Here is a 25,934-nt window from a genome sequence, read left to right as displayed (position 1 = left end):
TCTCTCCTGTGCGCCCGGACGCGGCGCGGTCTCCTGTCGAGAAACAAAAATCGTCGGAATCGGGCAAAACATGCTTGAAACCGGCGATATGCACCTCATTTTCGACGTATTCAGAATTGGAGCAGTCAAAAAATGAGAATCGACAAACTCACTACCAAGTTTCAGGAAGCGCTCTCCGACGCGCAAAGCCTGGCGGTCGGCCATGACAACCAGTACATCGAACCGGTGCACCTGCTCGCGGCGCTGCTTGCGCAGCAGGACGGTTCCGCGCGCTCGCTGCTGTCGCATGCGGGCGTGCAGGTTCAGGCGCTGCAGAGTTCGCTGAACGACGCCATCGCGCGCCTGCCGCAGGTGCAGGGCACTGACGGCAACGTCCAGGTGAGCCGCGACCTCGCCGGCCTCCTGAACAACGCCGACAAGGAAGCGCAAAAGCTCAACGATACCTACATCGCAAGTGAGATGTTCCTGATCGCCGTGGCCGACGATCGCGGCGAAGCGGGCCGCATCGCCAAGCAGCACGGCCTGACGCGCAAGGCGCTCGAAGCCGCGATCAACGCTGTGCGCGGCGGCGCGCAGGTCGATAGCCAGGATGCCGAAAGCCAGCGCGAAGCGCTCAAGAAGTACACGGTGGATCTGACCGAGCGCGCCCGCGCCGGCAAGCTCGATCCGGTGATCGGACGCGACGACGAAATTCGCCGCTCGATCCAGATCCTGCAGCGCCGCACCAAGAACAATCCGGTGCTGATCGGCGAGCCGGGCGTGGGCAAGACGGCGATCGTCGAGGGACTCGCGCAGCGTATCGTCAACGGCGAAGTGCCGGAGACGCTCAAGGGCAAGCGCGTGCTGTCGCTCGACATGGCGGCGCTGCTGGCGGGCGCGAAGTATCGCGGCGAGTTCGAAGAGCGCCTCAAATCCGTGCTCAACGATATCGCGAAGGACGAAGGGCAGACCATTGTCTTCATCGACGAAATCCACACGATGGTCGGCGCGGGCAAGGCCGAAGGCGCGATGGACGCGGGCAACATGCTGAAGCCCGCGCTCTCGCGCGGCGAGCTGCATTGCATCGGTGCGACCACGCTGGACGAATATCGCAAGTACATCGAAAAGGATGCGGCGCTGGAGCGGCGTTTCCAGAAAGTGCTCGTCGATGAACCGTCGGTCGAGGCGACCATCGCGATCCTGCGCGGCTTGCAGGAGAAGTACGAGCTGCACCACGGCGTCGAGATCACCGATCCGGCGATCGTCGCGGCGGCGGAACTGTCGCATCGCTACATCACGGATCGCTTCCTGCCGGACAAGGCCATCGATCTGATCGACGAAGCCGCGTCGCGCATCAAGATGGAAATCGATTCGAAGCCCGAAGAGATGGACAAGCTGGATCGCCGTCTGATCCAGTTGAAGATCGAGCGCGAAGCCGTGAAGAAGGAGAAGGACGAGGCCTCGCAGAAGCGGCTGCAACTGATCGAGGAAGAAATCGATCGCCTGAACCGCGAGTATTCCGATCTCGAGGAAATCTGGACTGCCGAAAAAGCGGCGGTGCAGGGCAGCGCGCAACTGAAGGAAGAAATTGAGAAGGTGCGCGCGGACATCACGCGTCTGCAACGCGAAGGCAAGCTCGAGAAGGTCGCCGAGTTGCAATACGGCAAGCTGCCGGAACTCGAAGCGCGTCTCAAGCAGGTGACGCAGGCGGAGTCGCAGGAACAGAACAACCCGACGCGTCCGCGTCTTCTGCGCACGCAAGTCGGCGCGGAGGAAATCGCGGAAGTGGTGTCGCGTTCGACCGGCATTCCCGTGGCGCGCATGATGCAGGGCGAGCGTGAAAAGCTGCTGCAGATCGAAGCGAAGCTGCACGAGCGCGTGATCGGCCAGGACGAGGCGATCGGCGCGGTGGCGGACGCGATTCGCCGTTCGCGCGCGGGTCTGTCGGACCCGAACCGGCCTTATGGTTCGTTCCTGTTCCTGGGACCGACGGGCGTCGGCAAGACGGAACTGTGCAAGGCGCTCGCGGCGTTCCTGTTCGATTCGGAAGATCATCTGATCCGCATCGACATGAGCGAGTTCATGGAGAAGCACAGCGTCGCGCGGCTGATCGGCGCGCCGCCGGGATACGTCGGCTATGAAGAAGGCGGCTATCTGACTGAAGCCGTGCGTCGCAAGCCGTACAGCGTGATCTTGCTCGATGAAATCGAGAAGGCGCATCCTGACGTGTTCAACGTGCTGCTGCAAGTGCTCGACGACGGCCGCATGACCGATGGACAGGGCCGCACTGTCGACTTCAAGAACACGGTGATCGTGATGACCTCGAATCTCGGTTCGCAAGTGATTCAGGGCATGGTGGGCGAGCCGCAGGAGAAGGTGAAGGACGCCGTGTGGGAAGAAGTGAAGCTGCACTTCCGGCCGGAATTCCTGAACCGTATCGACGACGTCGTGGTGTTCCATGCGCTCGACCGCACGAATATCGAGTCGATCGCGAAGATTCAGCTGCTGCGCTTGCAGGAGCGTCTCGGGAAGCTCGACATGCAGCTCGAGGTATCGGACGCGGCGCTCGAGCAGATCGGCAAGGTCGGCTACGATCCGCTGTTCGGCGCACGGCCGCTGAAGCGAGCGATTCAGCAGGAGATCGAGAATCCGGTCGCCAAGCTGATCCTTGCCGGGCGCTTCGGGCCGAAGGACGTCATTCCGGTCGATCTGCGCGACGGGAAGTTCGTGTTCGATCGGGTGGTGCATTGAGGCGAAAGCGCTTTCTCGAAGAAGGCGCGGGAGCAGGGCAGCGGGAATCCGCTGCCCTTTTTTATCTTCGTTGAAATCCGTGCGATTGCAGGGGTTTCATCTCGCGCATCCAGGCAATGACCAAAAAAATCCTTCCGAACGAGCAGTTTTTGTCGGCGATAGAGACTGACGAAACGGCGGCTCGCGCGCCCCTGAAAACAAAAAACCCCGCACGGCGCTAAGCCTGCGGGGTTTTTCATGAAGCGGAGCGGAAACTCAGCCCTGCTTCGGCTCCTCACTCTTGCCGAACAGTCCGGCGAGTCCGCCGAGCGAACCGAGCACACCGGTCAGATCGAGCTGACCTTCGGGCGGCACTTGGCCGTTCGGCGTTGCGCGATCGATGATATGCGGCAGAACCGCCGCCAGCATCCCCGAAAGCTGATCGCCCGAGACGCCGGCCTTTTGCGCGAGTGCGCCGACATTGTCCTGGCCGAGCACGTTCGTGAGCGTGTCCGGGCTGATGGGTTTGTTCTCGCCATTGCCGATCCACGACTGGACGATATCGCCCGCGCCGTGCTGCTGGAAACGCTGGAGCAGGCCCATGATGCCGCCCGGCTGGCTGTTGACGAACTGGAGCGCCGCCGCGATCAGCGCGGCCTGGCCCGACTGGGCGGGCTGGCCGCCTTGTTGCGATGAATTGCCGAGGGTGGAGGCGAGGATATCGAGTAGGCTCATGGCAGTCTCACTACGAGGGTTGCGGGGTGGGTTCGCCTGGCGCCGCCGCTCCGGAGCAGCTTCGGGCAGGGCGGCGCAGGCATCGGCCGAACGGCCGTACAACGAAGGTCATACGCGAAGGCAAGTTTCCTTCGACAAGGTTCCCCGAGAAATTACTGACTTGCGGCCGCGGCGCTGGCGGCCTTGTCTTTTTTGCTGCGCTTCGACTTGGCGGGCTTCGCATCGCTGGCAGCGGCGGGGCTCGATGCGCTCGTCGTGGCCGAGGCAGCGCTGTCCTTCTTCGACTTCTTCGATGCCTTCGCGCCAGATGCCGGCGCGCCAGGCGTCGCGGCCGGCGTCTGCGCCGTCGTGGCCGCGGGCGAGGTCGCGGCGGTGGCCGCCGTCGAGGATTTGACCGTCGAGTTCGATGCGGCGCTGCCGCCCGCCGAGGTCGTGGGCTTCGCGGACTTGCCGGTCGGCGGCAACGACGAACCGCCGACGGTCAGGCCGTTCTGCTCCAGATTGGCCACCGACTTGGTGCCCAGGCCCTTGACGCGGGTGGCGAGATCGTCGGCGTCCTTGAACGGGCCATTCTTGGCGCGCTCGTCGATGATCGCCTTCGACTTCACCGGCCCGAGGCCCTTCACCGATTCGAGCGCGGCCTGATCGGCCGTATTGACATCGACGGCGGCGAAGGCCGAACCGATCGACAGCATCAACGCTAAGCACAACATCAGCAGCTTTTTCAGCATGACGTCACTCCAGGCTTGAGAGAAACAACGATTCGAAGAGTTCGGGCCGCGCAAACCGGAGTCAATCCGGACGATGCCGTTAAGCATAGGGCAAAAAGCCGTCCCGAACGAAGACGCCGCATTGTGCACGTTCCCGCCGCGCACGCCGCACTTGCGCACACTCTTTAACGTTGCGAAACGTTCGGCGGATGACGTTGCGTGTTTGCGCCGTCGTCTTCGGACATACCAATACCGCGCAACGCTTCGCGCTGCAAAGTTTCGTCATGGTTTCGGCAGATCATTTCGCAGGCCGCGCGGCAGTTTTGGCATACGCGCCGCGCACTTCGAAGCCGACTTTATCGACGATTGCGCCATGTGCGTCCACGAGTTCCAGCACGTGGCGCCCCGGCCACGGCAGCCATGCAATGCGGGCATCGCGGCCGTAGGTTTTGCCGTCGAGCCGCCACGCGAGGCGCGCGTCGCTGTCCGCGCGCTCGAACCAGACGCGCTGACGTGCAGGTGGAATGTCCGGATCGAGCGCGAAAATGGTGCCGTCCGTGGGCGCGCCGATGCGGGCGGCGCGTGCGTCGGCGTGTGAATCGCGCGCGCTCCGCGACGCATTCGCCGCGAGGCCGATCTCGCTCATTTGCGTGCCACGCACGAACCACTCGCCGCGCTCAGGCTCAATGTCGTCCTGATACGTGACGCGCGTGTTGACGACGCCCGCCGGCGCCTGAGGTGCGCGGCTATCCGCGCGCCGGTTCAGATAGTTGACGATGGCGTTCCACGCCGGGGCCGCGCCGGTCACGCCCGAGACGTCCCACATCGGCGCGCCGTCCGCGTTGCCGACCCACACGCCAACGGTGTATCGCGACGTGAAACCGACCGCCCAATTGTCGCGCATGTCCTTGCTGGTGCCCGTCTTCACCGCGCTGAAGCTGCGCGTCGCGAGTACGGAGTCGAAGCCGAAGGTGCGCGTGCGCGCGTTGTTGTCGGCGAGGATGTCGGTGATGATGAAGCTCGCTTCGGCACTGAACACGCGGGTGCCGGCGGGCGCCGCGCGGTGTTCCGCGAGATCGAAAACCGGCCGCGCGACGCCGCCGTTCGCGAGCGTTCGATACGCATTGGCGAGGGTCGCCAGCGTGACATCGGCGCTGCCGAGCGCGAGGCTGAAGCCGTAGTAATCGCCCGCCTGAGTCAACGGCAGGCCGAGCGCGACGAGCGTCTTCGCGAATCGGTGCGGCGTGACCATTACCAGCGCGCGCACCGCCGGCACGTTCAGCGACGAGCCCAGCGCCGTGCGCACGCTCACCCAGCCCTTGAAGTCGTGATCGTAATTCTGCGGGATATACAGGCCGCCGCCGGTGGCGAGGTCGAGCGGCGCGTCGTCGAGCAGGGTGGCGGCGGTGACGCGCTTTTCGTCGATGGCCTGCGCGTAGAGGAAGGGCTTGAGCGTCGAGCCCGCCTGACGCGCGGCGAGCACGGCATCGACTTCCGGCGCGTTCGACAGCCCGCCCGCCGAGCCGACCCACGCGAGCACGTCGCCCGTGCGGTTATCGATGACGATCGCCGCGGCGTCGTGCACGTTGCGCGGATGAGCGCGTGCGTTGAGTTCGGCGAGCGTGCGCGCGAGCGTGTCGCGGGCGAAGCGCTGCAGCCGCGCATCGAGCGTGGAGCGCACGCGCGCGCCCGCCGCCGGGTGCGCGACGCCCGCGATGCGGCGCGCGAAATGCGGCGCGAGCGCGTCGTCGCCCTGTGCAAAGGCGGGCGCTGAAGCGGTGCGCGTGAGGGTGAGCTGGACGTAGCTGTCGAGATTGATGCACGGATCGTCATCGCGTGTTCCGTGCAACGTCCGCATGTCGCGCAGGATCACGCACGCGCGTGACGCGACTTGTCGATACGGCGCGTTCGGCGCGCGCACCAGCGCGGCGGCGAGCGCGGCTTCGCGTTCGTCGAGACCGGAAGGCGCCTTGTTGAAAAGCGTCTGCGACAGCGCCGACAAGCCGACGATCTCGCCGCGAAACGGCACGAGGTTGAGATACGCCTCGAGAACCTGATCCTTGCGCCAGCTTCGTTCGAGCCACAGCGCGCCGATCGTCTGTTCGGCCTTTTCGCCGACGGAGCGGCGTCCGGCCGGCTTGCCGTTGGCATCGATGAGACCGGTGAGCTGCATCGTCACCGTCGATGCGCCGCGCGTGCGCGTGTTCCACAGATTGCCCCAGGCCGCCGCCGCCGCGCCGCGCCAGTCGACGCCCGCGTGCTCATAGAAGCGCTTGTCCTCGGAGACGACGATCGCCTCGCGCAGCGCCGGCGACACGTCCGCGAGTGCGATCCAGTCGCCACGCCGCGCGCTTTTATCGACACGCGTGCGCGCGACGGGTTCGCCGTCGCGGTCGAGCAGCACCCAGTCGGAGCTGCGCCACTTCGCGCGCACGTCGTCGAACGACGGCGAGGCGTGCGCCGCCGCCGAAAAAAGGCACGCGAAGCAGGCGATGACGAGGCAGGCGGCGCGTTTCATCGGATCACTTCGCGGCGAGCGGTTTGACGACTACCGGCGCATTCGGCAGCGCGCCGAATGTCGAGGGCGCGTAGAGCGCTTCGACGCGCGTCGGCGGCAGGCCGAAAGTGCCGGGATTGTTCACGCGCATCGTGTATTCGACTTGCAGCTTGCCCTTCGGCAGATAGGCGTAATACGCGCGATAGCCATCGAAGCCGCGCTCGACGAACGCCGGCCACGCGTCGCGATCCCGCTTCTCGCCTTGCGTCGCCGCTGCGGAATCGCGGCCGAGGCCGGAGCCGAGTATCGTCGCGCCAGCGGGAACCGGATCGTTCACGACGACCCAGGTCATATCGCTTTGCGCGTCGATGTCCAGATGCACGCGCACGATGTCGCCGCGCGAAAGCACACCGTTCACCGCCGGATCGACCGGCGTGACGGTCTTCGCGATGCGATAGCCCGCCGCGAACGGCGCCTTCAGCGCGACCGCCGCGAGGCTTTCTATCGTCGCCCAGGGTTTGCCCGTGCCGGCCTGCGTCAGCGTCAGCGAGCCGCTGGACCACGGCAGCATCACGCTGTGCGTGTTGTCGCTCTTCGGCGCAGGGGTCGCGCGCCAGTCGACCTCGTTCGCGGTCGTCCCCAGTTGAATCGACGTATGGCCCGTCACCGGCGTGCTCTCGAACAGTCGCGAGAAGCGGCCGACCGCGAGCGCGCCCCACAGGTTCGCCGTCGTCGTTTGCCACGCGCCGTTCTTCTGCAACGCGAGCAGGCCCGCGACCAGGCGCGGCATCTCCTCCTTCCAGCCGGGCGCGTCAGCGAAGATCAGCGCGGTGCGCGCGGCGTTGGTTTCCGTGCCGGTCATGAGCCACCAGAGATCGTCGTCGCGTTCGGTCGAGAAGTTGAGGCGCGTGCCCTGATACGTGAGCCGCGCGCGAATGATCTGCTCGACCTGCGCGCGCCTTTCATCGCGATTCGGAATGCCATCGACGCGCGACAGGATCGCGTAGTAATCGAGCACGGCGGATGTCGGCCACTGATCCGGCGCGAGTGTGATCGAGCCGAGCATGCGCGGCTGCGCGAGACCGAAGCGCGACAAGGCTTCGATCGCCGCGAGCTTCTCATAGTCGAGATCGTTGCGCGGCGCCCAGAACTTGCGCTCGATCTTGCCGTCGATGAAGTTCGCGAGACCCGCCGCCATCTGGTTGCGCAGATCGTCGGGCAGCGCGAAGCGGCGGTCCTGCTTCGCGGCTTCATCGGTCACGGCGAGCAGATAGGCGGTGAGGGCGGGGCTGCCGGTCGGGCGCTCGTCGTCGGCGGGCGGAAAGTAGTTCGCGAGGCCGTCGCGGTCGAGATAGGACGGCATTTTCGCGAGCACGGCCTGCCATTGGGCGGCGTCCATCAGGCCGAGCGCGCGCGAGGTTTGTTGCTCCAGACAGCTGTACGGATAACGCTCGAACCAGCGGCGCACGCCGGGCAGACCGTCCGCGAGCTTTGGTTGCAAGGACACCGCGATGCCGCCGCGCACGTTGCCATCGCTGGACTTGCTCGCATCGGCGGGCGGTGCGACGGGCAGCGTGTACGTCCCATCGATTTGCGCGATGGTCGCCTGCTGCACGTTCACCGGAATCGCCGCAACGACTTTTTGCGTGAGCCTGACGGCGTCGCTCGCTTTCGGTCCGGCTTGTTCGGATGCCGTCACATTCCACTCCAGACTCGCGGAAGCGTTCGTTCCGAGCACATCCGGCGTCGTCACGTTCCACGCCACTTCCTGCGACGATTCCGGCGCGAGCTCCACCGTGCGCGCATCGAGCGCGAGCACGCCCGCGCGCGGTGTGACGACGACGCGCATGGTCCGCGCGGTCGTGTTGCGCAGCGTGAATTGCGCGCGAAACGCGTCACCTACGCGCACGAGCGGCGGCAATCCCGAGATCAGTTGAAGGTCCTGCGTGCTTTGAATCGATGCGCTACCCGTGCCGAATTGCCCCGCGCCGACCGCCGCGACGGCGACGATCCGAAAGCGCGTGAGCGCGTCGTTCAGCGGTACGTCGACGGTGGCTTCGCCTTGCGCATCGAGCGGGACGCGCGGGTTCCACAGAAGCAGCGTGTCGAACAGTTCGCGCGTCGCGCTGTGCCCGCCGCCGCCGCCCGCGGGCACGGCCTTGCGTCCGAAGTGACGCCGCCCGATGATCTCCATCTGCGCGGTCGCCGTCTCGACGCCGTATGCGCGCTGCTGAAGCATCGCGTCGAGTACGTCCCAGCTTCGGTTGGGCATCAGTTCGAGCAGCGCTTCATCGATTGCGGCGACGGCGATCTGCGTGCCTGCGGGCGCGGGCTTGCCATCGGGCAGCGCGACTTTCACCTTGACGTGCGCGCGGCCGCGCACCGTGTACGACTTCGCATCCGGATTCACGCTGACCGCGAGCTTGTGCGACGCCGTGCCGACCCTGATCGACGCGAGCCCGTAACGGAACGCGGGCTTGCTCAGATCGACCAGCGGCGTCGGCGCCTGATATTGACGGCCTTCGTACCAGAACGCCTGCGCCCATTCGACCGGCGCCTTCCATCCCCACGTGAAGAACGAATACCACGGAACTTCGCGGATGCGTCCGCGCAGCGCGAGCACCGACACGTACACGTTCGGCCCCCACGATTCCTCGACCTTCAGTTCGACGGTCGGGTCACGGCCGTTCAGCTCGACGACCCGCGTCTCGACGATGCCCTCGCGCTCGACCGCGACGAGCGCAGTCGCCGAACGGAACGGCATGCGCACCTGAAAGCGGGCGGTTTCGCCCGGCTCGTAGCTGGTCTTTTCCGGCAACACGTCGATGCGGTCCGTATTCTCGCCGCCGAACCACAGTTCATCCGCGCGCGTGACCCAGACAGACGTGCTCGCGTTGGCGGCGTGGCCGTCGCCGTCCTTCGCGATCGCGATCAGATCGACATTGCCGGGCTCCTTCAGTGTCGCCTCGCAGGAGACGATGCCGTGATCGTCGCTCTTTCCGCTGCAGAGCGTGCCGAGATCCTTGATTTCGGTGTGGTTGTCGTAGGCATAGAAGCCGCCGACCATACGCTTGCGTGAACTCGACATCGCGCGCGCGACGGCCTTGATCTCGACTGAAACGCCCGCGCGCGGCTTGCCTTGCAGATCGAGCGCGAGCGCCTGCACCGGCAGCGCGCCGCCGACCGACACCCAGTGTCCCGCCTTCACGCCGACGGCCACCGACGCGGGCCACAAAATCGTGCCGCCGCTGATCGTCTGAACTTCGCCGTTCGGATCGGCGAAGCTCGCTTCGAGCGCGAGACGTTTCGGCGCTTCGACGGCGGGCAGCGGCTTGATCGTGAGCTTGCCGGAGCCGTCGCGATCGAGCGTCACGCGCAGCTTGTCGGCGACGAGTTTCGTCGTCGCGTTGTCCTGCTGCTCGCTGTCTTCGTCCTCGGCGGGCGCGCTGGCGCCATCGTTCGCGGGCTTGCGATACGGCGCGAAGCTGAACGCCTCGTATCGCGAAGCGAAGGGCGGCGCGACATCGCGCACCAGCGCGGATACCTGCACCGGCAGATTCGACGCCGGTCCGCCCTGCACGTATTCGAGTTGCACGGAAACCGGCGCTTCCTGCGCGGCGACGAGTCCTGTCGAATGCGCGGCCGATTTCGCATCGCCGGCCGTGATCGAGCCTTTGAACACCGGCAGCCGGAATTCCTCGACGCGGAAGCTGCCCGATTCATACGACTGCGTGACGGCGTTGTCGTTATCGTCGTTGTCGTCGTGGTTGTTCGACGCGGCGGCGCCGTTGTCGAGCGCCACGCTGTATTCGCCGAGCTTCGCCGCGACGGGCACGGTGAAGGTCGAGTCGGCGCTATGGTCCGCCGCCCATTTGAGAGGCAGATGCCAGGTCTGTCCGCTGCCGACGTGCCGGATCGTCACGCGGCTCGGATAGTTCGATGCAAACGCGAACCCGGTCAGCGTTTCGACGCGCAGCAGATGCTTCATCGACACCGTTTCACCCGCGCGCAACAGCGTGCGATCGAACACGGTATGCGCGCGCGTGGTGCGCGCCGCGCTCATGTCGGTCGGCACGTTGAAGCGCCACGATTCGATGCCGCGATTCCAGTCCGATGTCACGAACGCCATGTCCGGCCCGGTGACGGGATCGTTCACGCGCGCCGACACGAAAAAGCCGCTCCACGCGAGACTCTTGTCGTTGCATTCGCCCACTGCCGCGAGCGGTTTGCCGATTTTCGCGATGCCCTGCGCATCCGTTTTCGCGGTGGCGATTTCGTCGCCGTTGCAGTCGGTCACGCGGACGTCTGCCTGGGCGACGGGCTTGCCCTTGTCGAGCGTCGTGACCCACACGAGGCTGTTCTCGCGTCCCTGCTTGAAATGCACGCCGAGATTGGTGACCAGCACCGACGTGCGTACGTACATTGCCTGATTCTTGCCGAGCAGCGACGCGCCGAGCGCCGGCGAGCTCAGTTCGACGACATAGAAGCCGGGCTTCGTGAGCGGAATGCCAACGACTTCGAACGGACGCAACGCTTTCGGATCGGCGGCGGGCAGCGTCAGGGTTTCGACGCCTTTCTGTTGCGCGAGCATCGACAACGAACGGATGTCGATCTGCGGGTCCTTCGACACCGTGCCGTCGCTGTTCGGGATGATGACTGGCTTGATGCCGCTCTTTAGCATCCGCGGCATGCGTTCTTCGATCGTCGAGCGCGACATTGAGATGCCGTCGAACTGATCGACGGCGCGCATCCATTGGCGGATGTCGGTGTCGGCGTCGAGCCTGAGTTTCGTGATTTGCGAGGTGCCGGAAGTCAGCCCCTGCACGTGCAGGTCCGCTTCGACATGGCGCAGCGTGACAGGCAGCATCGCGGGCATGTCCGGTTCCGCGAATCGTTCGATGATGCCGAACGTGCCCGACGAGAACTTCGCGAGCGGCGGCATCGGCGCGGTGGCGGTTTTCAGCGGGAAGAGATCGGCGTTGGCGAGCGCGCGCCCGCTCACGTCTTTCAGATTCGCGGGGGCCTCGATGGTGAGATCGGCACGCTCGGGCAAGGGCGCGGCGAATTCGACGGCGCTGATTTCCGCGTCCCTGTCGCTGTCTTCGAAATGAGGCGAGGCCGTGCCTTTGGGCCCGCGCAGGACGAACTTCTGCGCATCGGCGCGGCTGATCGGCGCGCTGAAGTTCAGCCGCAGCGGACGCAAGGGCGTGCACGGCGCTTTCGCGTTCTCGCGCTCGCACGAAAAACTCGCGGCGAAGGGCTCGCGCACGTTGAAGTCGAAGCGCTTTTCGACATCGTTGGCGATGCCGCCAGGCCCGCTCACACCCGTGCCGTAGACGAGCTGCATCTTGGTCGCGGAAGGCAGGGTCTGCTGGCACGCGAGCGTCAGCACGCGATCGCCTTCCTTTTCCAGCCGGAAGTGTTTGAGCAGCGTGGCGCGCGTGGCGTCGTCAACGGTGCGCACCGGAATGCGGTTGCCGAGCGCGGCCGATTCGCACCACACATGTTGAAGCACGGAAGCCTGCGTCGCCGGTCCATTCAGGCGCAGCACGAAGACCTGAGTCTCTTCGATATCGCCATAACCCGGCATGACGCGCGTGACGAACGGACCACCCGTCTGGAACGCGAACTGTCGCGGGCCGGCGAGCGCATTGCCCGCGACCGATTTGAGACTATCGGAAAGATCGAGCGCGCAACGCACGCCCGGCGGAAGATCGTGTTCGAAGTCGAAGGCCCAGGTCCTGGCATCGATCCAGCGGCCCGAGCCGGATGTGGCCGAAGCGCTCGCGCCGCTACAGGCGAGCTTGCCGGGCGCCGGCGCGGCGGCGTTGCCGAAGGCGATCATCGGCTCGTCGAATTTGGCGACGACTTGCCGGACTTGCGCGACTTTGCCCTGCGGCGACACGCTCACGATGCGCGCGGCATCAGCCCGATGAATCGCGACGCTCATTCCAAGCGCGGCGATCAGCGCGGTTGCGGCCAGAAACCAGTTTTTTTGTGACGTTGTTATGCGGCTCATTCACTCGCTCCGAGTTTTCCTCGACGCGAAATTCTACTGGAGCCTTACGTCGTTCTTTCCGATGATGCAAACCGGCGATGCTTTTTCATACAAACCATCGCATCGGATGCACGCGGTTCAGTTCGGGTCGACGTTCTTCAGATGACGCGAGCTGACGCGCCGCCAATAAACGAACAGCCCGATGCCGGCCACACCCAGGCTCGCCGAATTGGCGATCCAGAAGCCGCGCGCGCCCTGGAGCCATTCCGGCACGCCGCCGCCGACGTCGAAGCCAAGCAGATAACCGCCGCCCAGCCCGATGCCCCACAGCGCGATGGCGTAGATCAGGGTCGGCACGAGCGTCACCTTGTACGCGCGCAGGATGAACGCGGTGGTGATCTGCAGCGCATCGCCGAGATGGTAGAAGGCGATGATCAGCACGAGCGGCATCGCGGCGGCGATCACGTTCGTATCGGGTGTGTAAGCCGCGATGATGTGCGGGCGCGCGGCGATCAGGATCACGCCGTACACCAGCGCCAGCACGCACGCCATGCCGATGCCGTGGCGCGAGATGGAACGGGCGTCGTCGTGGCGTTGCGCGCCGAGCGCCTGCGACACGAGCGTCGACGCGGCAATGCCGATGGAAAGCGGCGTCATGTACAGCACCGCGCCCAGATTGCCGGCGATCTGATGGCCCGCGAGCGTGGTCGTGCCGAAGCGCGAGATGAACAGCGCCATGAAGGTGTACGACGTGACTTCGATCAGGTACGACAGGCCCATCGGAATGCCAAGTCGCAGGAGCGCGAGTTGCCGCCGCCAGACCGGCCAGCAGAAGTGAGAAAAGATGCCGAACGGGCGGAAGAACTCGACCTTGAACAGCACCGTCATGCCGACGATCGCCAGCGCCCAGTTGATCAGCGTGCTCGCGAGCGCGCAGCCGGGACCGCCGAGCGCGGGCACGCCGAACCCGCCGAAGATGAACCACGTATTGAGCGGAAACTTGAGCAGCAATCCGCCGACTTGCAGGAACATCACGAGCCGCGGCTTGCCGACCGCATTGGTGAGCGAACTGTAGACGCGGAACGCAAGACTCGCGGGCAGGCCGAACGCGAGAATGCGCAGATAGTCGACGGTGCGGTCGTGCAGCGCGGGCGGCGTTTTCGCGAGCGAGAGCAGCGGTTCCGGATGGAACAGCAGCACGAAGCCGATGACCGTCAGCACGGCGGCGAGCCACAGCGCCTGGCGCGTCTCCTCGCCGATCTCGCTCTCGCGGCCCGCGCCGAAGAGTTGCCCGGCAATCGGCTGCAGCGCGACGAGAATCCCCGTCAGGCCGATATACACCGAGATGTAGACCGAGCCGCCGAGCCCGAGCGCGGCGAGATCGGTGGCGGAGAAGCGGCCGACCATTGCGGTGTCGATCACGCCGAACGCGATCACCGCGAGCTGGCCGATCAGCACAGGCCACGCGAGCGCCGCGATCTTGCGCACGTCGCTCAGCATACCGGTCGTGCTGGCCGCAGTCGTTGTCGCGCGCATGCTTACTGCGTCCGGCGCAGGCTCTTCGATCGCAGCGGTTTCTTCGCCGGCGGCGTCGGCCGTTCGATGCGCACGTAGAGGCGGAAGCGCTCGTCGCGGTCGGCCACGCGCCGGCCTTCCCAGACCAGCTTCCACTGGAATTCCGACATAGAAGACGGCTCGCCGTAGTCCGCGTGATCCTGACGCAGGATCACGTCGCAGTCTTCATCGAACGCGAAGTGCATGCCGCCGAAATACGCGAACGTGGCGATCTGCGCGTCGCCCAGACGCACGGGCGAGATGCAGGTGTAATCGGGCGGCAGATGTTCGGCGATCTGTTCCGCGACATCGCGATACGTGCGGCTGTAGTTGACCACCGGCAGCCACAGCGTCATCAGGAGCACCCACATGAGCGTGGTGCCCGCGCTCGACAGCACCACGCTGCGCCATAGCACCTTCGGATGACGCGCGAGGCGCCAGCGCGCGAGCATGAACCAGCACACCGTCACGGCCACCGCGCAGACGAACGAAATCAGCTTGAATTCGGGATGGAAGCCAGGCGCTAGACGCGCGAGATTGCGGGCCATCGGCGCGGGAAAGCCGATCATGCCCGCGGTCCACACGAGCCACACGAGCGAGCCGATGATCGTGAAGCTCAGCATCGCGAACCAGTCGATCGCGTTGATCGCGCCGCGCTTGAGCGTCGGCAGCGCGAACGTCGCGAGCACGGAAAGCGGTGGCAGCAGCAGCATGAAGAGGCGGTTGGTTTCATGCGCCTGCAGCACGACCAGCACGAGCAACGGCCCGATGATCGACAGCGGCACGCCCACGTGCGGCGAGCGGCGCATGCCGCCCCAGCTCACGAAGGCCCACACGGCGAGCGGCCACGCGGGCCACGTGAAGAGCGGCAGGTTCTTGACCGCGTAACCGAAGATCGAGCCGGGCGTGCCGGAGAAGAACGAGAAGCTGTTGCGCCACCATTGGCGCAGCCACCATTGGCCGTCGTCGGGGAAGTAGTGCAGCGTCGGCAGTACCCACGCGGCGATCAGCAGGACGGCGACCGGCAGACCGTAGATCAGGAGCGGCGCGGCGCGCACCTGCTTGACGATGATCGTCATCGCGAGCGTGCACAGCAGCAGCGCGAACACCAGCACCGGCGAGCTGGACAACCCGACCACGCCGATCGCCGCGCCCCACACGAGGCCGCCGTGGATCGGCTTGTCCAGGCTGCGCACGAGTCCGTAGATGAGCATCGCGGTGCCGGCGAACTGTGCGAGCTGCGGTGTGGTTTCGTGGCCGCGCTCCGCGAGGCCGAAGCACGCGAGCAGGATCAGCAGGGCGCCGTCAGCCAGCGTGCGGCCGTAGTCGCGCGGCTCGGGCTCGCCGCCGAATGCGTACTTGAACGGTTGCGCTTCGTCGCGACGGCCGAGCAGATAGGTCGAATACCAGACGAACGCGCAGGCGAGGCAGAAGAGCAGGCCCGTGACCACGCGCGAGGCATTGCTCGCATCGACCCAAGGACTCAGGATTCGAATCGCCGATGCGCCGAGCCAGTACATCAGCGGGCCGTCTGCGGTCGGCGCCTTGCCGACGAGATTCGGCAGCAGCCAGTCGCGGGCGTCGCCGTTGGCCATCGTCCACATGACGCCGAAGCCCGCCGCATCCTCGTTCTTCCACGGATCGCGGCCGAACAGGCCGAACGACGCGTAGGTAATGCAGATGGCGAGCAGCAGCCAGCGCGGCAGGGCGCTGGTGGCGGAGGCGGTCAGACGAACGACAGATCGCATGCGTTAGGACTTGATGGAAAAACGGTCCGCTGATTCGCGCCGGATGCGCGGCGGGGCCGGAGCAACCGGCATTGTAGTCGCGTCGCGACGATCGGGCGCGTCCGGCAGCGCCCGCTGTAACAGTGCGCTACAACCCTTACCAGATTGAGCAAGGGCGATGCCGGTGCGCTTGTTAGCGCGGACAAACGAACGGCGACAAAAAAGGGCAGCCAAAGCTGCCCTTTTTTCATGAAGCCTGAAGCCCGACTTACTTCTTGGTGGAGAAGCGTGCGAACTTGTTGTTGAACTTCTCGACGCGGCCGGCCGTGTCCATGATCTTCTGCTGGCCGGTGTAGAACGGGTGCGATTCCGACGACACTTCGATCTTTGCGAGCGGGTAGGTCTTGCCTTCGAATTCGGCCGTTTCGCGCGTCTGGATGGTCGAGCGGGTCACGAACTTGAAGTCGTTCGACATGTCGATGAACAGAACTTCGCGGTAATCCGGGTGAATGCCTTGTTTCATGGTCTTTCCTGAGATCTGGCGGTAGCCAACCCGTTGCACTTGTTTGCAGTGCCGCGCGAGTCACTTGCCTAGGGTCGAAAAGCGGCGATTATGCCAGAAAATCAGTCGGTTGACATCTTTTTTGGAGGTTCCGGCGCAGCTTACGCGCGGAGCGCGCCGACGCCCGCCGGGTCCTGCCGGTAATAGCGCGCGAGCAGCCGGTACAGCTCTGGATATTCCGCCTCGAACGGCTTTGGCGTGACGAACAGCGCCTCGCTGCATACCGCGAAAAACTCCGACGGATGATCGGTCGCGTAAGGATCGATCAGCGATTCGCGCTCGAAACGGCGAAAGCGCGACTGCGGCACCGCGTCCACGCGCGCGCAGAACTGGTCGTAGGCGTTGTCGAAAATATCGGCCCACGCGGTCGAATCGAGCGGTGCGTGCCAGCGGCGATAAAGCGGCGGATGGCCGTCGGCTTCGCCCGTCACCATGTCGATCTTGTGCGCGAACTCGTGGATCACGACGTTGTAGGCGTCGGAGCCGTCTGCCATCTGGGCATCTTCCCACGAAAGCACCACCGGACCGCCTTCCCACGCTTCGCCGCTTGCGTCGTGTTCGACTTCGTGCACGATGCCGTCCTCGTCTTCCACGGTTTTCCTGATGATGAACTCGCCCGGATAGACGATCACGCCGACCCAGCCGCGATACAGATCGAGATCCAGATTGAGCACCGGCAGACAGGCCTGCGCGGCGATGGACACAATCATCTGGTTGGTCAGTTCGAGATCGTGCGCGGTCGAGAATTCCTTTTGCGCGATGAACAGGCTCGCGCTCTCGCGCAGCCGCAGCAGGTCTTCCGCGCTCAGATGACCGAAGCACGGATACGCGCCGAGCGTGCGCTGCCAGAGCGCGTCGTCGATCGCGTATTTGCGCAGCGCGCGCTCGCGGCGTTGCGCGCCGAACCAGCGGGAGAAGAGGTTGGCCATGCGTCGAATCGGAAGACGGGAACAGTTGCGGATTGTACGCACGGCGCCAACAAAAAACCGCCTGACGAAGCAGACGGTTTTTTGTGTTCAGGCAACGAAGCGGGATCAGCCTCCGCCGCGACGCATCATGTCGAAGAACTCGGCGTTGTTCTTCGTCTGACGGATCTTGTCGAGCAGGAATTCCATGGCTTCGACCTCATCCATGTCGTGGATGAATTTGCGCAGCACCCAGACCTTTTGCAGCAGATCCGGCTTGATGAGCAGTTCTTCGCGACGCGTACCCGACTTGTTCAGATTGATCGACGGATAGACGCGCTTTTCCGCGAGACGGCGCTCGAGGTGCACTTCCATATTGCCGGTGCCCTTGAACTCTTCGTAGATCACGTCGTCCATGCGGCTGCCGGTTTCGATCAGCGCCGTGCCGATGATGGTGAGCGACCCGCCTTCCTCGATGTTCCGTGCCGCGCCGAAGAAGCGCTTCGGACGTTGCAGCGCGTTGGCGTCGACGCCGCCCGTCAGCACCTTGCCCGAGGCCGGCACCACCGTGTTGTAGGCGCGTGCGAGACGCGTGATGGAGTCGAGCAGAATCACGACGTCGTGCTTCATTTCGACCAGACGCTTCGCCTTTTCGATGACCATTTCGGCCACCTGCACGTGACGCGCGGCGGGTTCGTCGAAGGTCGAAGCGATGACTTCGCCGCGCACCGAGCGCTGCATTTCCGTCACTTCTTCCGGACGCTCGTCGATGAGCAGCACGAACAGGATGACGTCCGGGTGATTCGCTTTCACCGCATGCGCGATGTGCTGGAGCATCACGGTTTTACCCGACTTCGGCGACGCGACCAGCAGACCGCGCTGACCTTTGCCGATCGGCGAGATCATGTCGATGATCCGGCCCGTGACGTTTTCCTCGCCGCGCATTTCGCGCTCGAGCGGCAGCGGCTTGTTCGGATGCAGCGGCGTGAGGTTCTCGAACATGATCTTGTGTTTCGAGGCCTCGGGCGGCTGCCCGTTGACTTTATCGACTTTTACCAGCGCGAAATAACGCTCGCCGTCCTTCGGCGTGCGCACTTCGCCTTCGATCGTGTCGCCGGTGTGCAGATTGAAGCGGCGGATTTGCGACGGGCTGATATAGATATCGTCCGTGCTCGCGAGATACGAGGTCTCGGGCGAGCGCAAAAAGCCGAAGCCATCGGGCAGCACTTCGAGGGTGCCGTCGCCGAAAATCGTGTCGCCAGCCTTGGCGCGCTTTTTAAGAATCGCGAACATCAATTCCTGCTTGCGCAGGCGGTTCGCATTTTCGATCTCGAGGCCATTGGCCATCTCGATCAGTGCAGACACGTGCTGAGACTTGAGCTCGGATAAATGCATACGGATTTCCCGCCAGGGAGAGAGGTGCGACAGAAAGATTTGGGAGAAGAGGTGAGCGGAACCGCTCGAGACTTAATACTTCTTGAACTCTTGTGATTCTAGCATAGCACACGCCGCAGCAGCCTCGGGTGGGCTTTGGGCGGGGCTTTTCGGCCGATGTTGTCGCGCGACAACATCGGATGCATCGCGTGACGCCTGTATGCGCTGGGGATGCTAGAAGCGGGCGCCGGGGATGCCGGCGCCCGCCGATCATGCAGTTACAGGTTGCTGTCGAGGAACGCGGTCAGTTGCGACTTGGACAACGCGCCGACTTTCTGCGCGGCGACGGCGCCGTTCTTGAACAGGATCAGCGTGGGAATGCCGCGCACGCCGAACTTCACTGGCGTGGACTGATGCTCGTCCACGTTGATCTTCGCGATCTGCAGACGATCGCCGTAATCCTTCGCGACTTCGTCGAGGATCGGGGCAATCATCTTGCACGGACCGCACCACTCGGCCCAGAAGTCGAGCAGGACAGGTTTATCCGACTTGACCACATCCTGTTCGAAAGAAGCGTCGCTGATGTGCTTGATTGATTCGCTCATTGTCTGAATACCTCTATTGATTCGAGGCCCGCGTTTGAATGCTCGCCACGATACACGAAAACTGAAAAAAAGATTCGTCGCCTACGGCCGCAAGAAGGCTTGCACACCGTGCGCCGGAATGCCCCGCGCGCGGCGGCGAATGAACCGCGAGAGGGCGAAATGCACCGCCTTCGGGTAATTCACTTGTCATCTTAGCCTACTTTGCTATCCGTTGCCGGATACCGATAGAGGCAATCTGAGGGCGAAAACACCAAGCACAAGAGGCGATGTCGACGTCGCGGAGATGGCCCGCGAGTCCGGCGCTGGCGTTTTCACTGAAGCCTTCCGGGCATGTCGAGGGCCGTGGTACAATTCGACGTGACGGGCCTCCTCGCATGGTGGCGCGGTCAACCTGGTCAGGTCGGGAACGAAGCAGCCACAGCCGCTTTCCACCAGTGCCGAGGGTCGGGCTCGTCACCTTCCGCTTTTCTCTGCTTTGTCTCCGTAGCTTCTGCTGCAGCATTCCCTGATTTACTCGTCGGATTCGCGCCATTTGCATGCGGTGCGCTCGTGCATTTTCGTCGCGCGAAAGTGCCTGCTTTGCGCGGGCTTGCGGGCCTCTGGGGCGGAGTTTGCGCGCGGGCGTTGCTGATACAATTTCGCGCATGACCTATCAAGTTCTCGCACGCAAGTGGCGGCCGAAATCGTTCGAGTCGCTCGTCGGCCAGGAGCACGTCGTCCGTGCGCTCACGCACGCGCTCGACGGCGGCCGCCTGCATCACGCCTATCTGTTCACGGGCACGCGCGGCGTCGGCAAAACGACGCTCTCGCGCATCTTCGCGAAGGCGCTCAATTGTGAAACCGGCGTGACCTCTAAGCCGTGCGGCGTGTGCCGTGCGTGCCGGGAAATCGACGAAGGGCGTTTCGTCGACTACGTCGAAATGGATGCGGCGAGCAACCGCGGCATCGACGACATGCGCACGCTGCTGGAACGCGCGGTGTATGCGCCCGTCGATGCGCGCTTCAAGGTCTATATGATCGACGAAGTGCACATGCTCACGAAAGAAGCGTTCAACGCAATGTTGAAAACGCTCGAAGAGCCGCCGCCGCACATGAAGTTCATTCTCGCGACGACCGATCCGCAGAAGATTCCGGTCACCGTGCTCTCGCGCTGCCTGCAGTTCAATATGAAGCAGATGCCGGCGGGGCATATCGTGTCGCATCTGGAGAATATTCTTCAGCAGGAGAGCATCGCGTTCGAGTCACAGGCGCTGCGGCTTTTGTCGCGCGCAGCGGATGGCTCCATGCGCGACGCGCTTTCGCTGACCGATCAGGCGATCGCTTATTCGTCGAGCGAAGTCACCGAGGAGGCCGTGCGCGGCATGCTGGGCGCGCTCGATCAAAGCTATCTTATCCGTCTCATCGACGCTCTCGCCACGAGCGATGGCGCGAGCCTGCTTGCGATCGCCGACGAAATGGCGCTGCGCAGCCTGTCGTTTTCCACCGCGCTGCAGGATCTCGCGAGCCTTCTGCACCGGATCGCGTGGGCGCAGTTCGCGCCTTCGTCGGTACTGGATGAATGGCCCGAGGCCGCCGATATCCGCCGCTTCGCCGATACCCTCGCCGCCGAGCAAGTCCAGCTCTTCTATCAGATCGCAACCGTGGGCCGTAGCGAGCTCGGCCTCGCGCCCGACGAATACGCCGGCTTCACGATGACGCTGCTGCGCATGCTCGCATTCGAGCCAGCGGGCGGCCCCGGCGGAGGCGGCGGTGGCGTCGCGGTGAGCGCGCCTTCGGGCGCCAAGCCGGCGCGTGGCGCCGCGCTCGCGGGCGCGATGGCGGAGCGCGCGGTCGCGCCCGCGCCCGTAGCGAAAGCGCCGGTGCCGATGCCGGCAGCGGAACCCGATGCTGTCGAGACGAAACCGGCGCCTGCAAAGGAAGTCGCCGCTGAAACGGCGCAAGCTGAGGCGACCGTCGAGACGAGCGAGCCCGTACCCGCGAAACCCGCACCCGTTCCGAAGGCCGCGCGGCAAGCCGCCGACGAGGCTGCGGCGCCTGCCGCACGCGCGCTGGAGGAGCAAGCCACGAACGCCCCCCGCGCAGCAGGCGGCGCGAGCGCTGCGCTGGACGTGCTGCGCAGCGCGGGCATGCGCATTTCTTCGGACCGAGGCGCGCGCGGGGCGCCGGCAGCGCAAGCGGCCGCGCCCGCGATGCCGAAGCCTGCCGCGAAACCGACCGTGCAGGTTCAGGTTCCGACGCCCCGACGTGCGCCACCCGCGCCGTCCGCACCCGAACCCAGGCCCGCCGCGAGCAACGCCGGCAAGGCGAATGTGGTTCCGCCCTGGGAAGATATGCCGGCGGATGATTACCCGCCGCCGGGATCGGAAGCCGAGTACTTCATGCCGCCGGACGACGGTTTCGTGCCCGCGTTCGACAGCGGCCCGGACGACATGCGCTTCGGCAACAGCGAGCCCGCGCCGAAATCGGCGCCGCCGCCCAGAATCGACGCTACGCAGTTGCCGCCCGCCGTGCCGCTCGACGCGCTCGGCGTCAACGTCGAATGGCCCGCGCTCGCCGTCGATCTGCCGTTGAAGGGCGTCGCGTATCAGCTCGCGTTCAACAGCGAACTGACTGCGTGCGCCGCGAATTCCGTCACGCTCGCGGTCGCGGTGCAGATGTACACCGACGCCTCGCACGTGACGAAACTCACGGCCGCGCTCACCGAAAGGCTCGGCCGCGCGATCGAAGTCACCGTGAACGTCGGGCCGGCGCGCCGCACCGCCGCCGCGCTCGACGCAGCCGAACGCGCGAAGCGTCAGCACGAAGCCGAGCAGGAGATCCAGCAGGACCCGTTCGTGCGATCGCTCATCCGCGATTTCGGCGCCAGCATTGTGCAGGGTTCGATCAGGCCGATTTCCGCATCGGGCGCGAATCCGTGGTGAATCGAAGGGCGCGGCGCGTGAATCGACGCCGCGCATCATCAACGAATGCCGAGCGTGCGCGTGAACCGCGCGCTCACCCGTCACACGTTTTCCAGGAAGGAGCCGCACCATGATGAAGAACCAACTCGCCGGGCTGATGAAACAGGCTCAGCAGATGCAGGAAAACATGAAGAAGATGCAGGATCAGCTCGCGCTGATCGAGGTCGAGGGCCAGTCCGGCGCCGGTCTCGTGAAGGTGACGATGACCTGCAAGAACGACGTCAAGCGCGTGTCGATCGACCCGAGCCTGCTCGCCGACGACAAGGACATGCTCGAGGACCTGGTCGCGGCCGCGTTCAACGACGCAGTGCGCAAGGCCGAGGCCACCACGCAAGAGAAAATGAGCGGCATGACCGCCGGCATGCCGATGCCGCCGGGCTTCAAGCTGCCGTTCTAAACCGCGCGCCGGAGCGATCCCGGCGCGTCACGAGGAAACATGAAACAACCTTCCGCCCTGTCGGCGCTCGTGGAAGCGCTGCGCGCGCTGCCCGGCGTCGGACCGAAGTCGGCGCAGCGCATGGCGTATCACCTGATGCAGCATGACCGCGCGGGCGCCGAAAAGCTCGGGGCGTCGCTCCTGTTCGCGACCGAGCATCTGAAGCATTGCGAGAAGTGCAATACCTTCACCGAAGCGCAGATTTGCGAAGTCTGCCTCGACGAAGAGCGCGATCCGGCCTTGCTATGCGTGGTCGAAACGCCGGCCGATCAGATCATGCTCGAACAGACGCTCACGTATCGCGGGCTCTACTTCGTGCTGATGGGGCGGCTGAGCCCGCTCGACGGCATTGGTCCGAAGGAAATCCACTTCGAGCGCCTCATCAACCGCGCGCTCGACGGCGTGGTGCAGGAAGTGGTGCTCGCGACCAACTTCACGAACGAAGGCGAAGCGACCGCGCACTATCTCGCGCAGGCGCTCAAGTCGAAGGGGCTGAAGGTGACGCGGCTCGCACGCGGGGTGCCGGTCGGCGGCGAGCTCGAATATGTCGATGCGGGCACCATCGCGCGCGCGGTGCTCGACCGGCGCTCCGTATGAAAGGATCTCAGTCAATGACAGAAACCGAAGCCCTCGCGCTTGCGACGCATCGTCACTACAAGGGCGGGCTGTATCGCGTGATCGGCGTGGCGCGTCACTCGGAAACCGAGGAGGCGATGATCGTCTACGAACATCTCTGGCCGCACGAGCGCGGTCTGTGGGTGCGCCCCGCGGCGATGTTCAACGAGACGCTAGCCGACGGCACGCCTCGTTTCAAGCCGCTCGATATTCCGCTCTAACAAAAAACACCCAGGAGACAAGGCCATGAGCGCAACGATGGGGACCGGGCCGCTCGCCGGCGTCAAGGTGCTGGAGTTGGGCACGCTCATCGCCGGACCGTTCGCCGCGCGCTTCATGGGCGAATTCGGCGCCGAAGTCATCAAGATCGAAGATCCGAATGGCGGCGATCCGTTGCGCAAGTGGCGCAAGCTCTATCCCGAAGTCGGCGGCACGTCGCTGTGGTGGGCGGTGCAGGCGCGCAACAAGAAATCCGTGACGGTGAATCTCAAGTCCGGCGAGGGCAAGGAGATCGTGCGCCGCCTCGCTAAGGAAGCCGATGTCGTCATCGAAAATTTCCGGCCCGGTTTGCTGGAGAAGCTCGGGCTCGGTTACGAGGTGCTGTCCGCCGACAATCCCGGTCTCGTGATGGTGCGGCTTTCGGGCTACGGTCAGACCGGGCCGTATCGCGACCGGCCGGGTTTCGGCGCGATCGCCGAATCCATGGGCGGGCTGCGTCACATCACGGGTTATCCGGAGTTGCCGCCGCCGCGCATCGGCATTTCCATCGGCGATTCGATTGCCGCACTGCACGGCGTGATCGGCGCGCTCATGGCGCTGCATCACAAGCAGGTCAACGGCGGCAAAGGGCAGGTGGTCGATGTCGCGCTATACGAAGCCGTCTTCAACATGATGGAAAGCGTCGTGCCCGAATACGGCGTGTATGGCATGGTGCGCGAGCGCACCGGTGCGTCGCTGCCGGGCATCGTGCCGTCGAACACATATCCGTGCCGCGATGGCAGCATCGTGATCGGCGGCAACAGCGATCCGATCTTCAAGCGCCTGATGAACGCGATTGATCGCGCGGACCTGGCCGACGATCCCGCGCTCGCCTCGAACGACGGCCGCGTGCCTCGCACGCAGGAAATCGACGACGCCATCGCCGCGTGGCTCTCGACGCGCAGCATCGACGAGGCGCTCGCGGTGCTCAATGCCGCAGACGTTCCGGCCGGCCGCATCTACAGCGTCGCGGACATGTTCACCGATCCGCAATTCATCGCGCGGCAAATGCTGCAATGCTTTCCGTGGCAGGACGGACACGAGATCACGCTGCCGAACGTCACGCCGAAGCTGTCGGAAACGCCGGGCGAAACGCGCTGGCTCGGACCGCAACTCGGTGAACACACGGATGAAGTACTTCAAACGCTCGGGTATGATGCCGACGATATTGCGAGGCTGCGCGCGGCCAAGGTGATCTGATCCCTCAGGCGGACGCGCAGATAACAAGAAAATTCAGGAGACTCAAGACGATGAAACGTAGAACGTTCATCGCGAGCGGCGCCGTGCTCGCGAGTGGTGCATTTTCGGGCATGCCGCTCGCATTCGCGCAGGGCAAGCCGGAACAGACCAAGGTGTCGGTCGCGGTCGGCGGCAAGAACCTTTTCTACTATCTGCCGCTCACCATCGCGGAGCGCCGCAATTACTTCAAGGACGAAGGGCTCGACGTCGAGATCTCCGATTTTGCCGGCGGCGCGAAGGCGTTGCAGGCGGCGGTCGGCGGCAGTGCGGATGTCGTGTCGGGCGCGTTCGAGCACACGCTCCTGCTGCAGGCGAAGAATCAGTACTTCCGCGAGTTCGTGCTGCAGGGCCGCGCGCCGCAGATCGTGCTGGCCGTGTCGAAGAAAACGATGCCGAACTACAAGTCGGTCGCGGATCTGAAGGGCAAGAAGATCGGCGTGACGGCGCCGGGTTCGTCGACATCCATCATGGCGAGCTTCGTGCTCGCGCAAGCCGGACTCAAGGCGACCGACGTGTCGTTCATCGGCGTGGGCGCCGGCGCGGGCGCGATCGCCGCGCTGGAATCCGGGCAGATCGACGCCATCGCCAATCTCGATCCGGTCATGACCAAGCTCGATCGCGCGGGCGAAATCCGCATCGTCTCCGACACGCGCACGCTCGCCGATACCGTCAAGGTGTTCGGCGGCAACATGCCGGCGGGCTGCCTGTACGCATCGCAGAGCTTCATCACGAAGAATCCGAACACGACGCAGGCGCTCACCAACGCGATGGTGCGCGCGCTGAAGTGGCTCCAGACCGCATCGGGCAAGGACCTGATCGCGACCGTGCCGGAAAGCTTCCTGCTGGGCGACCGCGCGCTGTATCTCGATTCCTGGCAGCACGTGAAGGAAGCGCTCTCGCCGGACGGCCTGATGCCCGCCGACGGTCCCGCGACCTCGCTCAAGACGCTGCAGGTCTTCGACGAAACCGTCAAAGGCAAGCCGATCGATCTGTCGAAGACGTGGACCAACGACTTCGCCAAGAAGGCGCTCGCGAGCGTGAAGGTCTGAT

The 25,934-nt window shown here is 64.7% G+C and carries 17 protein-coding genes and 1 other RNA gene; 8 read left to right on the top strand and 10 right to left on the bottom strand.

The annotated features are described in order from the left end of the window. Positions 1–132: 132 nt before the first annotated feature. Complete coding sequence (gene clpB / locus AWB79_RS23055) at positions 133–2,730, top strand: ATP-dependent chaperone ClpB (RefSeq protein ID WP_061169753.1); 2,598 nt, start codon at positions 133–135, stop codon at positions 2,728–2,730. A gap of 255 nt (positions 2,731–2,985) precedes the next feature. Here the strand turns inward: clpB and AWB79_RS23050 are convergent, their stop codons facing one another. The 10 genes from AWB79_RS23050 to trxA form a co-directional block, all read right to left on the bottom strand. Then, positions 2,986–3,546 (bottom strand): YidB family protein, encoded by a 561-nt coding sequence (locus tag AWB79_RS23050; RefSeq protein ID WP_374728560.1) that lies wholly within the window; start codon positions 3,544–3,546, stop codon positions 2,986–2,988. 50 nt (positions 3,547–3,596) lie between these two features. After that, a complete protein-coding gene (locus AWB79_RS23045) occupies positions 3,597–4,175 on the bottom strand; it encodes a ComEA family DNA-binding protein (RefSeq protein WP_061169751.1) in 579 nt (192 codons plus the stop codon). Positions 4,176–4,452: 277 nt separating this feature from the next. Next, positions 4,453–6,672: a penicillin-binding protein 1C gene (gene pbpC, locus AWB79_RS23040; protein WP_061169750.1), complete on the bottom strand. Its 2,220-nt coding sequence runs from the start codon at positions 6,670–6,672 to the stop codon at positions 4,453–4,455. A 4-nt stretch (positions 6,673–6,676) separates the two neighbouring features. Beyond that, positions 6,677–12,670 (bottom strand): Ig-like domain-containing alpha-2-macroglobulin family protein, encoded by a 5,994-nt coding sequence (locus AWB79_RS23035; RefSeq protein ID WP_061169749.1) that lies wholly within the window; start codon positions 12,668–12,670, stop codon positions 6,677–6,679. Positions 12,671–12,787: 117 nt separating this feature from the next. After that, a complete protein-coding gene (locus tag AWB79_RS23030) occupies positions 12,788–14,149 on the bottom strand; it encodes an MATE family efflux transporter (protein ID WP_061169836.1) in 1,362 nt (453 codons plus the stop codon). 38 nt (positions 14,150–14,187) lie between these two features. Beyond that, the gene (locus tag AWB79_RS23025; protein WP_061169748.1) at positions 14,188–15,951 is read right to left on the bottom strand and encodes an ArnT family glycosyltransferase; all 1,764 of its coding nucleotides are present in this window, start codon (positions 15,949–15,951) and stop codon (positions 14,188–14,190) included. A gap of 247 nt (positions 15,952–16,198) precedes the next feature. Then, positions 16,199–16,453, bottom strand: a complete 255-nt coding sequence (locus AWB79_RS23020; RefSeq protein ID WP_061169747.1) for a type B 50S ribosomal protein L31 — start codon at positions 16,451–16,453, stop codon at positions 16,199–16,201. Between the two features lie 140 nt (positions 16,454–16,593). Continuing rightward, positions 16,594–17,421: a M90 family metallopeptidase gene (locus AWB79_RS23015; protein WP_061169746.1), complete on the bottom strand. Its 828-nt coding sequence runs from the start codon at positions 17,419–17,421 to the stop codon at positions 16,594–16,596. Between the two features lie 105 nt (positions 17,422–17,526). After that, positions 17,527–18,792, bottom strand: a complete 1,266-nt coding sequence (gene rho, locus AWB79_RS23010; protein WP_035501035.1) for a transcription termination factor Rho — start codon at positions 18,790–18,792, stop codon at positions 17,527–17,529. Between the two features lie 257 nt (positions 18,793–19,049). Next, positions 19,050–19,376 carry a thioredoxin TrxA gene (gene trxA, locus AWB79_RS23005; RefSeq protein ID WP_008349330.1) on the bottom strand — a complete coding sequence of 109 codons (327 nt, stop codon included), beginning with the start codon at positions 19,374–19,376 and terminating at the stop codon, positions 19,050–19,052. A gap of 359 nt (positions 19,377–19,735) precedes the next feature. Here trxA and ffs point away from each other — a divergent pair. The 7 genes from ffs (at position 19,736) to AWB79_RS22970 (ending at position 25,933) form a co-directional block, all read left to right on the top strand. Further along, positions 19,736–19,834: signal recognition particle sRNA small type (gene ffs / locus AWB79_RS23000), an RNA gene on the top strand. Positions 19,835–20,020: 186 nt separating this feature from the next. Beyond that, positions 20,021–22,297, top strand: coding sequence for a DNA polymerase III subunit gamma/tau (gene dnaX / locus AWB79_RS22995; protein ID WP_061169745.1), 2,277 nt, complete (start codon positions 20,021–20,023; stop codon positions 22,295–22,297). Positions 22,298–22,406: 109 nt separating this feature from the next. After that, a complete protein-coding gene (locus AWB79_RS22990; RefSeq protein WP_014191628.1) occupies positions 22,407–22,733 on the top strand; it encodes a YbaB/EbfC family nucleoid-associated protein in 327 nt (108 codons plus the stop codon). Positions 22,734–22,772: 39 nt separating this feature from the next. Further along, positions 22,773–23,369: a recombination mediator RecR gene (gene recR / locus AWB79_RS22985; protein WP_061169744.1), complete on the top strand. Its 597-nt coding sequence runs from the start codon at positions 22,773–22,775 to the stop codon at positions 23,367–23,369. A gap of 14 nt (positions 23,370–23,383) precedes the next feature. Beyond that, on the top strand, positions 23,384–23,608 hold the full coding sequence (locus AWB79_RS22980) for a DUF1653 domain-containing protein (protein ID WP_034473750.1): 225 nt from the start codon (positions 23,384–23,386) through the stop codon (positions 23,606–23,608). A gap of 25 nt (positions 23,609–23,633) precedes the next feature. Beyond that, positions 23,634–24,845 carry a CaiB/BaiF CoA transferase family protein gene (locus AWB79_RS22975; protein ID WP_061169743.1) on the top strand — a complete coding sequence of 404 codons (1,212 nt, stop codon included), beginning with the start codon at positions 23,634–23,636 and terminating at the stop codon, positions 24,843–24,845. Between the two features lie 50 nt (positions 24,846–24,895). Then, positions 24,896–25,933 carry an ABC transporter substrate-binding protein gene (locus AWB79_RS22970; protein WP_061169742.1) on the top strand — a complete coding sequence of 346 codons (1,038 nt, stop codon included), beginning with the start codon at positions 24,896–24,898 and terminating at the stop codon, positions 25,931–25,933. Position 25,934 lies beyond the last annotated feature (1 nt).

This window comes from Caballeronia hypogeia (genome assembly GCF_001544875.2).
In the GTDB taxonomy this organism is placed as follows: Bacteria; Pseudomonadota; Gammaproteobacteria; order Burkholderiales; family Burkholderiaceae; genus Caballeronia; species Caballeronia hypogeia.
The sequence above is the reverse complement of the archived record's forward strand: the minus strand, read 5'-3'. Positions and strand labels throughout refer to the sequence as shown.

Bases quoted from the DNA above. Each gene is read 5' to 3' on its own strand.
- clpB (WP_061169753.1), top strand. From the start codon at position 133: ATGAGAATCGACAAACTCACTACCAAGTTTCAGGAAGCGCTCTCCGAC.
- AWB79_RS23045 (WP_061169751.1), bottom strand. From the start codon at position 4,175: ATGCTGAAAAAGCTGCTGATGTTGTGCTTAGCGTTGATGCTGTCGATC.
- pbpC (WP_061169750.1), bottom strand. From the start codon at position 6,672: ATGAAACGCGCCGCCTGCCTCGTCATCGCCTGCTTCGCGTGCCTTTTT.
- AWB79_RS23035 (WP_061169749.1), bottom strand. From the start codon at position 12,670: ATGAGCCGCATAACAACGTCACAAAAAAACTGGTTTCTGGCCGCAACC.
- AWB79_RS23030 (WP_061169836.1), bottom strand. From the start codon at position 14,149: ATGCTGAGCGACGTGCGCAAGATCGCGGCGCTCGCGTGGCCTGTGCTG.
- AWB79_RS23025 (WP_061169748.1), bottom strand. From the start codon at position 15,951: ATGCGATCTGTCGTTCGTCTGACCGCCTCCGCCACCAGCGCCCTGCCG.
- AWB79_RS23020 (WP_061169747.1), bottom strand. From the start codon at position 16,453: ATGAAACAAGGCATTCACCCGGATTACCGCGAAGTTCTGTTCATCGAC.
- AWB79_RS23015 (WP_061169746.1), bottom strand. From the start codon at position 17,421: ATGGCCAACCTCTTCTCCCGCTGGTTCGGCGCGCAACGCCGCGAGCGC.
- rho (WP_035501035.1), bottom strand. From the start codon at position 18,792: ATGCATTTATCCGAGCTCAAGTCTCAGCACGTGTCTGCACTGATCGAG.
- trxA (WP_008349330.1), bottom strand. From the start codon at position 19,376: ATGAGCGAATCAATCAAGCACATCAGCGACGCTTCTTTCGAACAGGAT.
- dnaX (WP_061169745.1), top strand. From the start codon at position 20,021: ATGACCTATCAAGTTCTCGCACGCAAGTGGCGGCCGAAATCGTTCGAG.
- AWB79_RS22990 (WP_014191628.1), top strand. From the start codon at position 22,407: ATGATGAAGAACCAACTCGCCGGGCTGATGAAACAGGCTCAGCAGATG.
- recR (WP_061169744.1), top strand. From the start codon at position 22,773: ATGAAACAACCTTCCGCCCTGTCGGCGCTCGTGGAAGCGCTGCGCGCG.
- AWB79_RS22980 (WP_034473750.1), top strand. From the start codon at position 23,384: ATGACAGAAACCGAAGCCCTCGCGCTTGCGACGCATCGTCACTACAAG.
- AWB79_RS22975 (WP_061169743.1), top strand. From the start codon at position 23,634: ATGAGCGCAACGATGGGGACCGGGCCGCTCGCCGGCGTCAAGGTGCTG.
- AWB79_RS22970 (WP_061169742.1), top strand. From the start codon at position 24,896: ATGAAACGTAGAACGTTCATCGCGAGCGGCGCCGTGCTCGCGAGTGGT.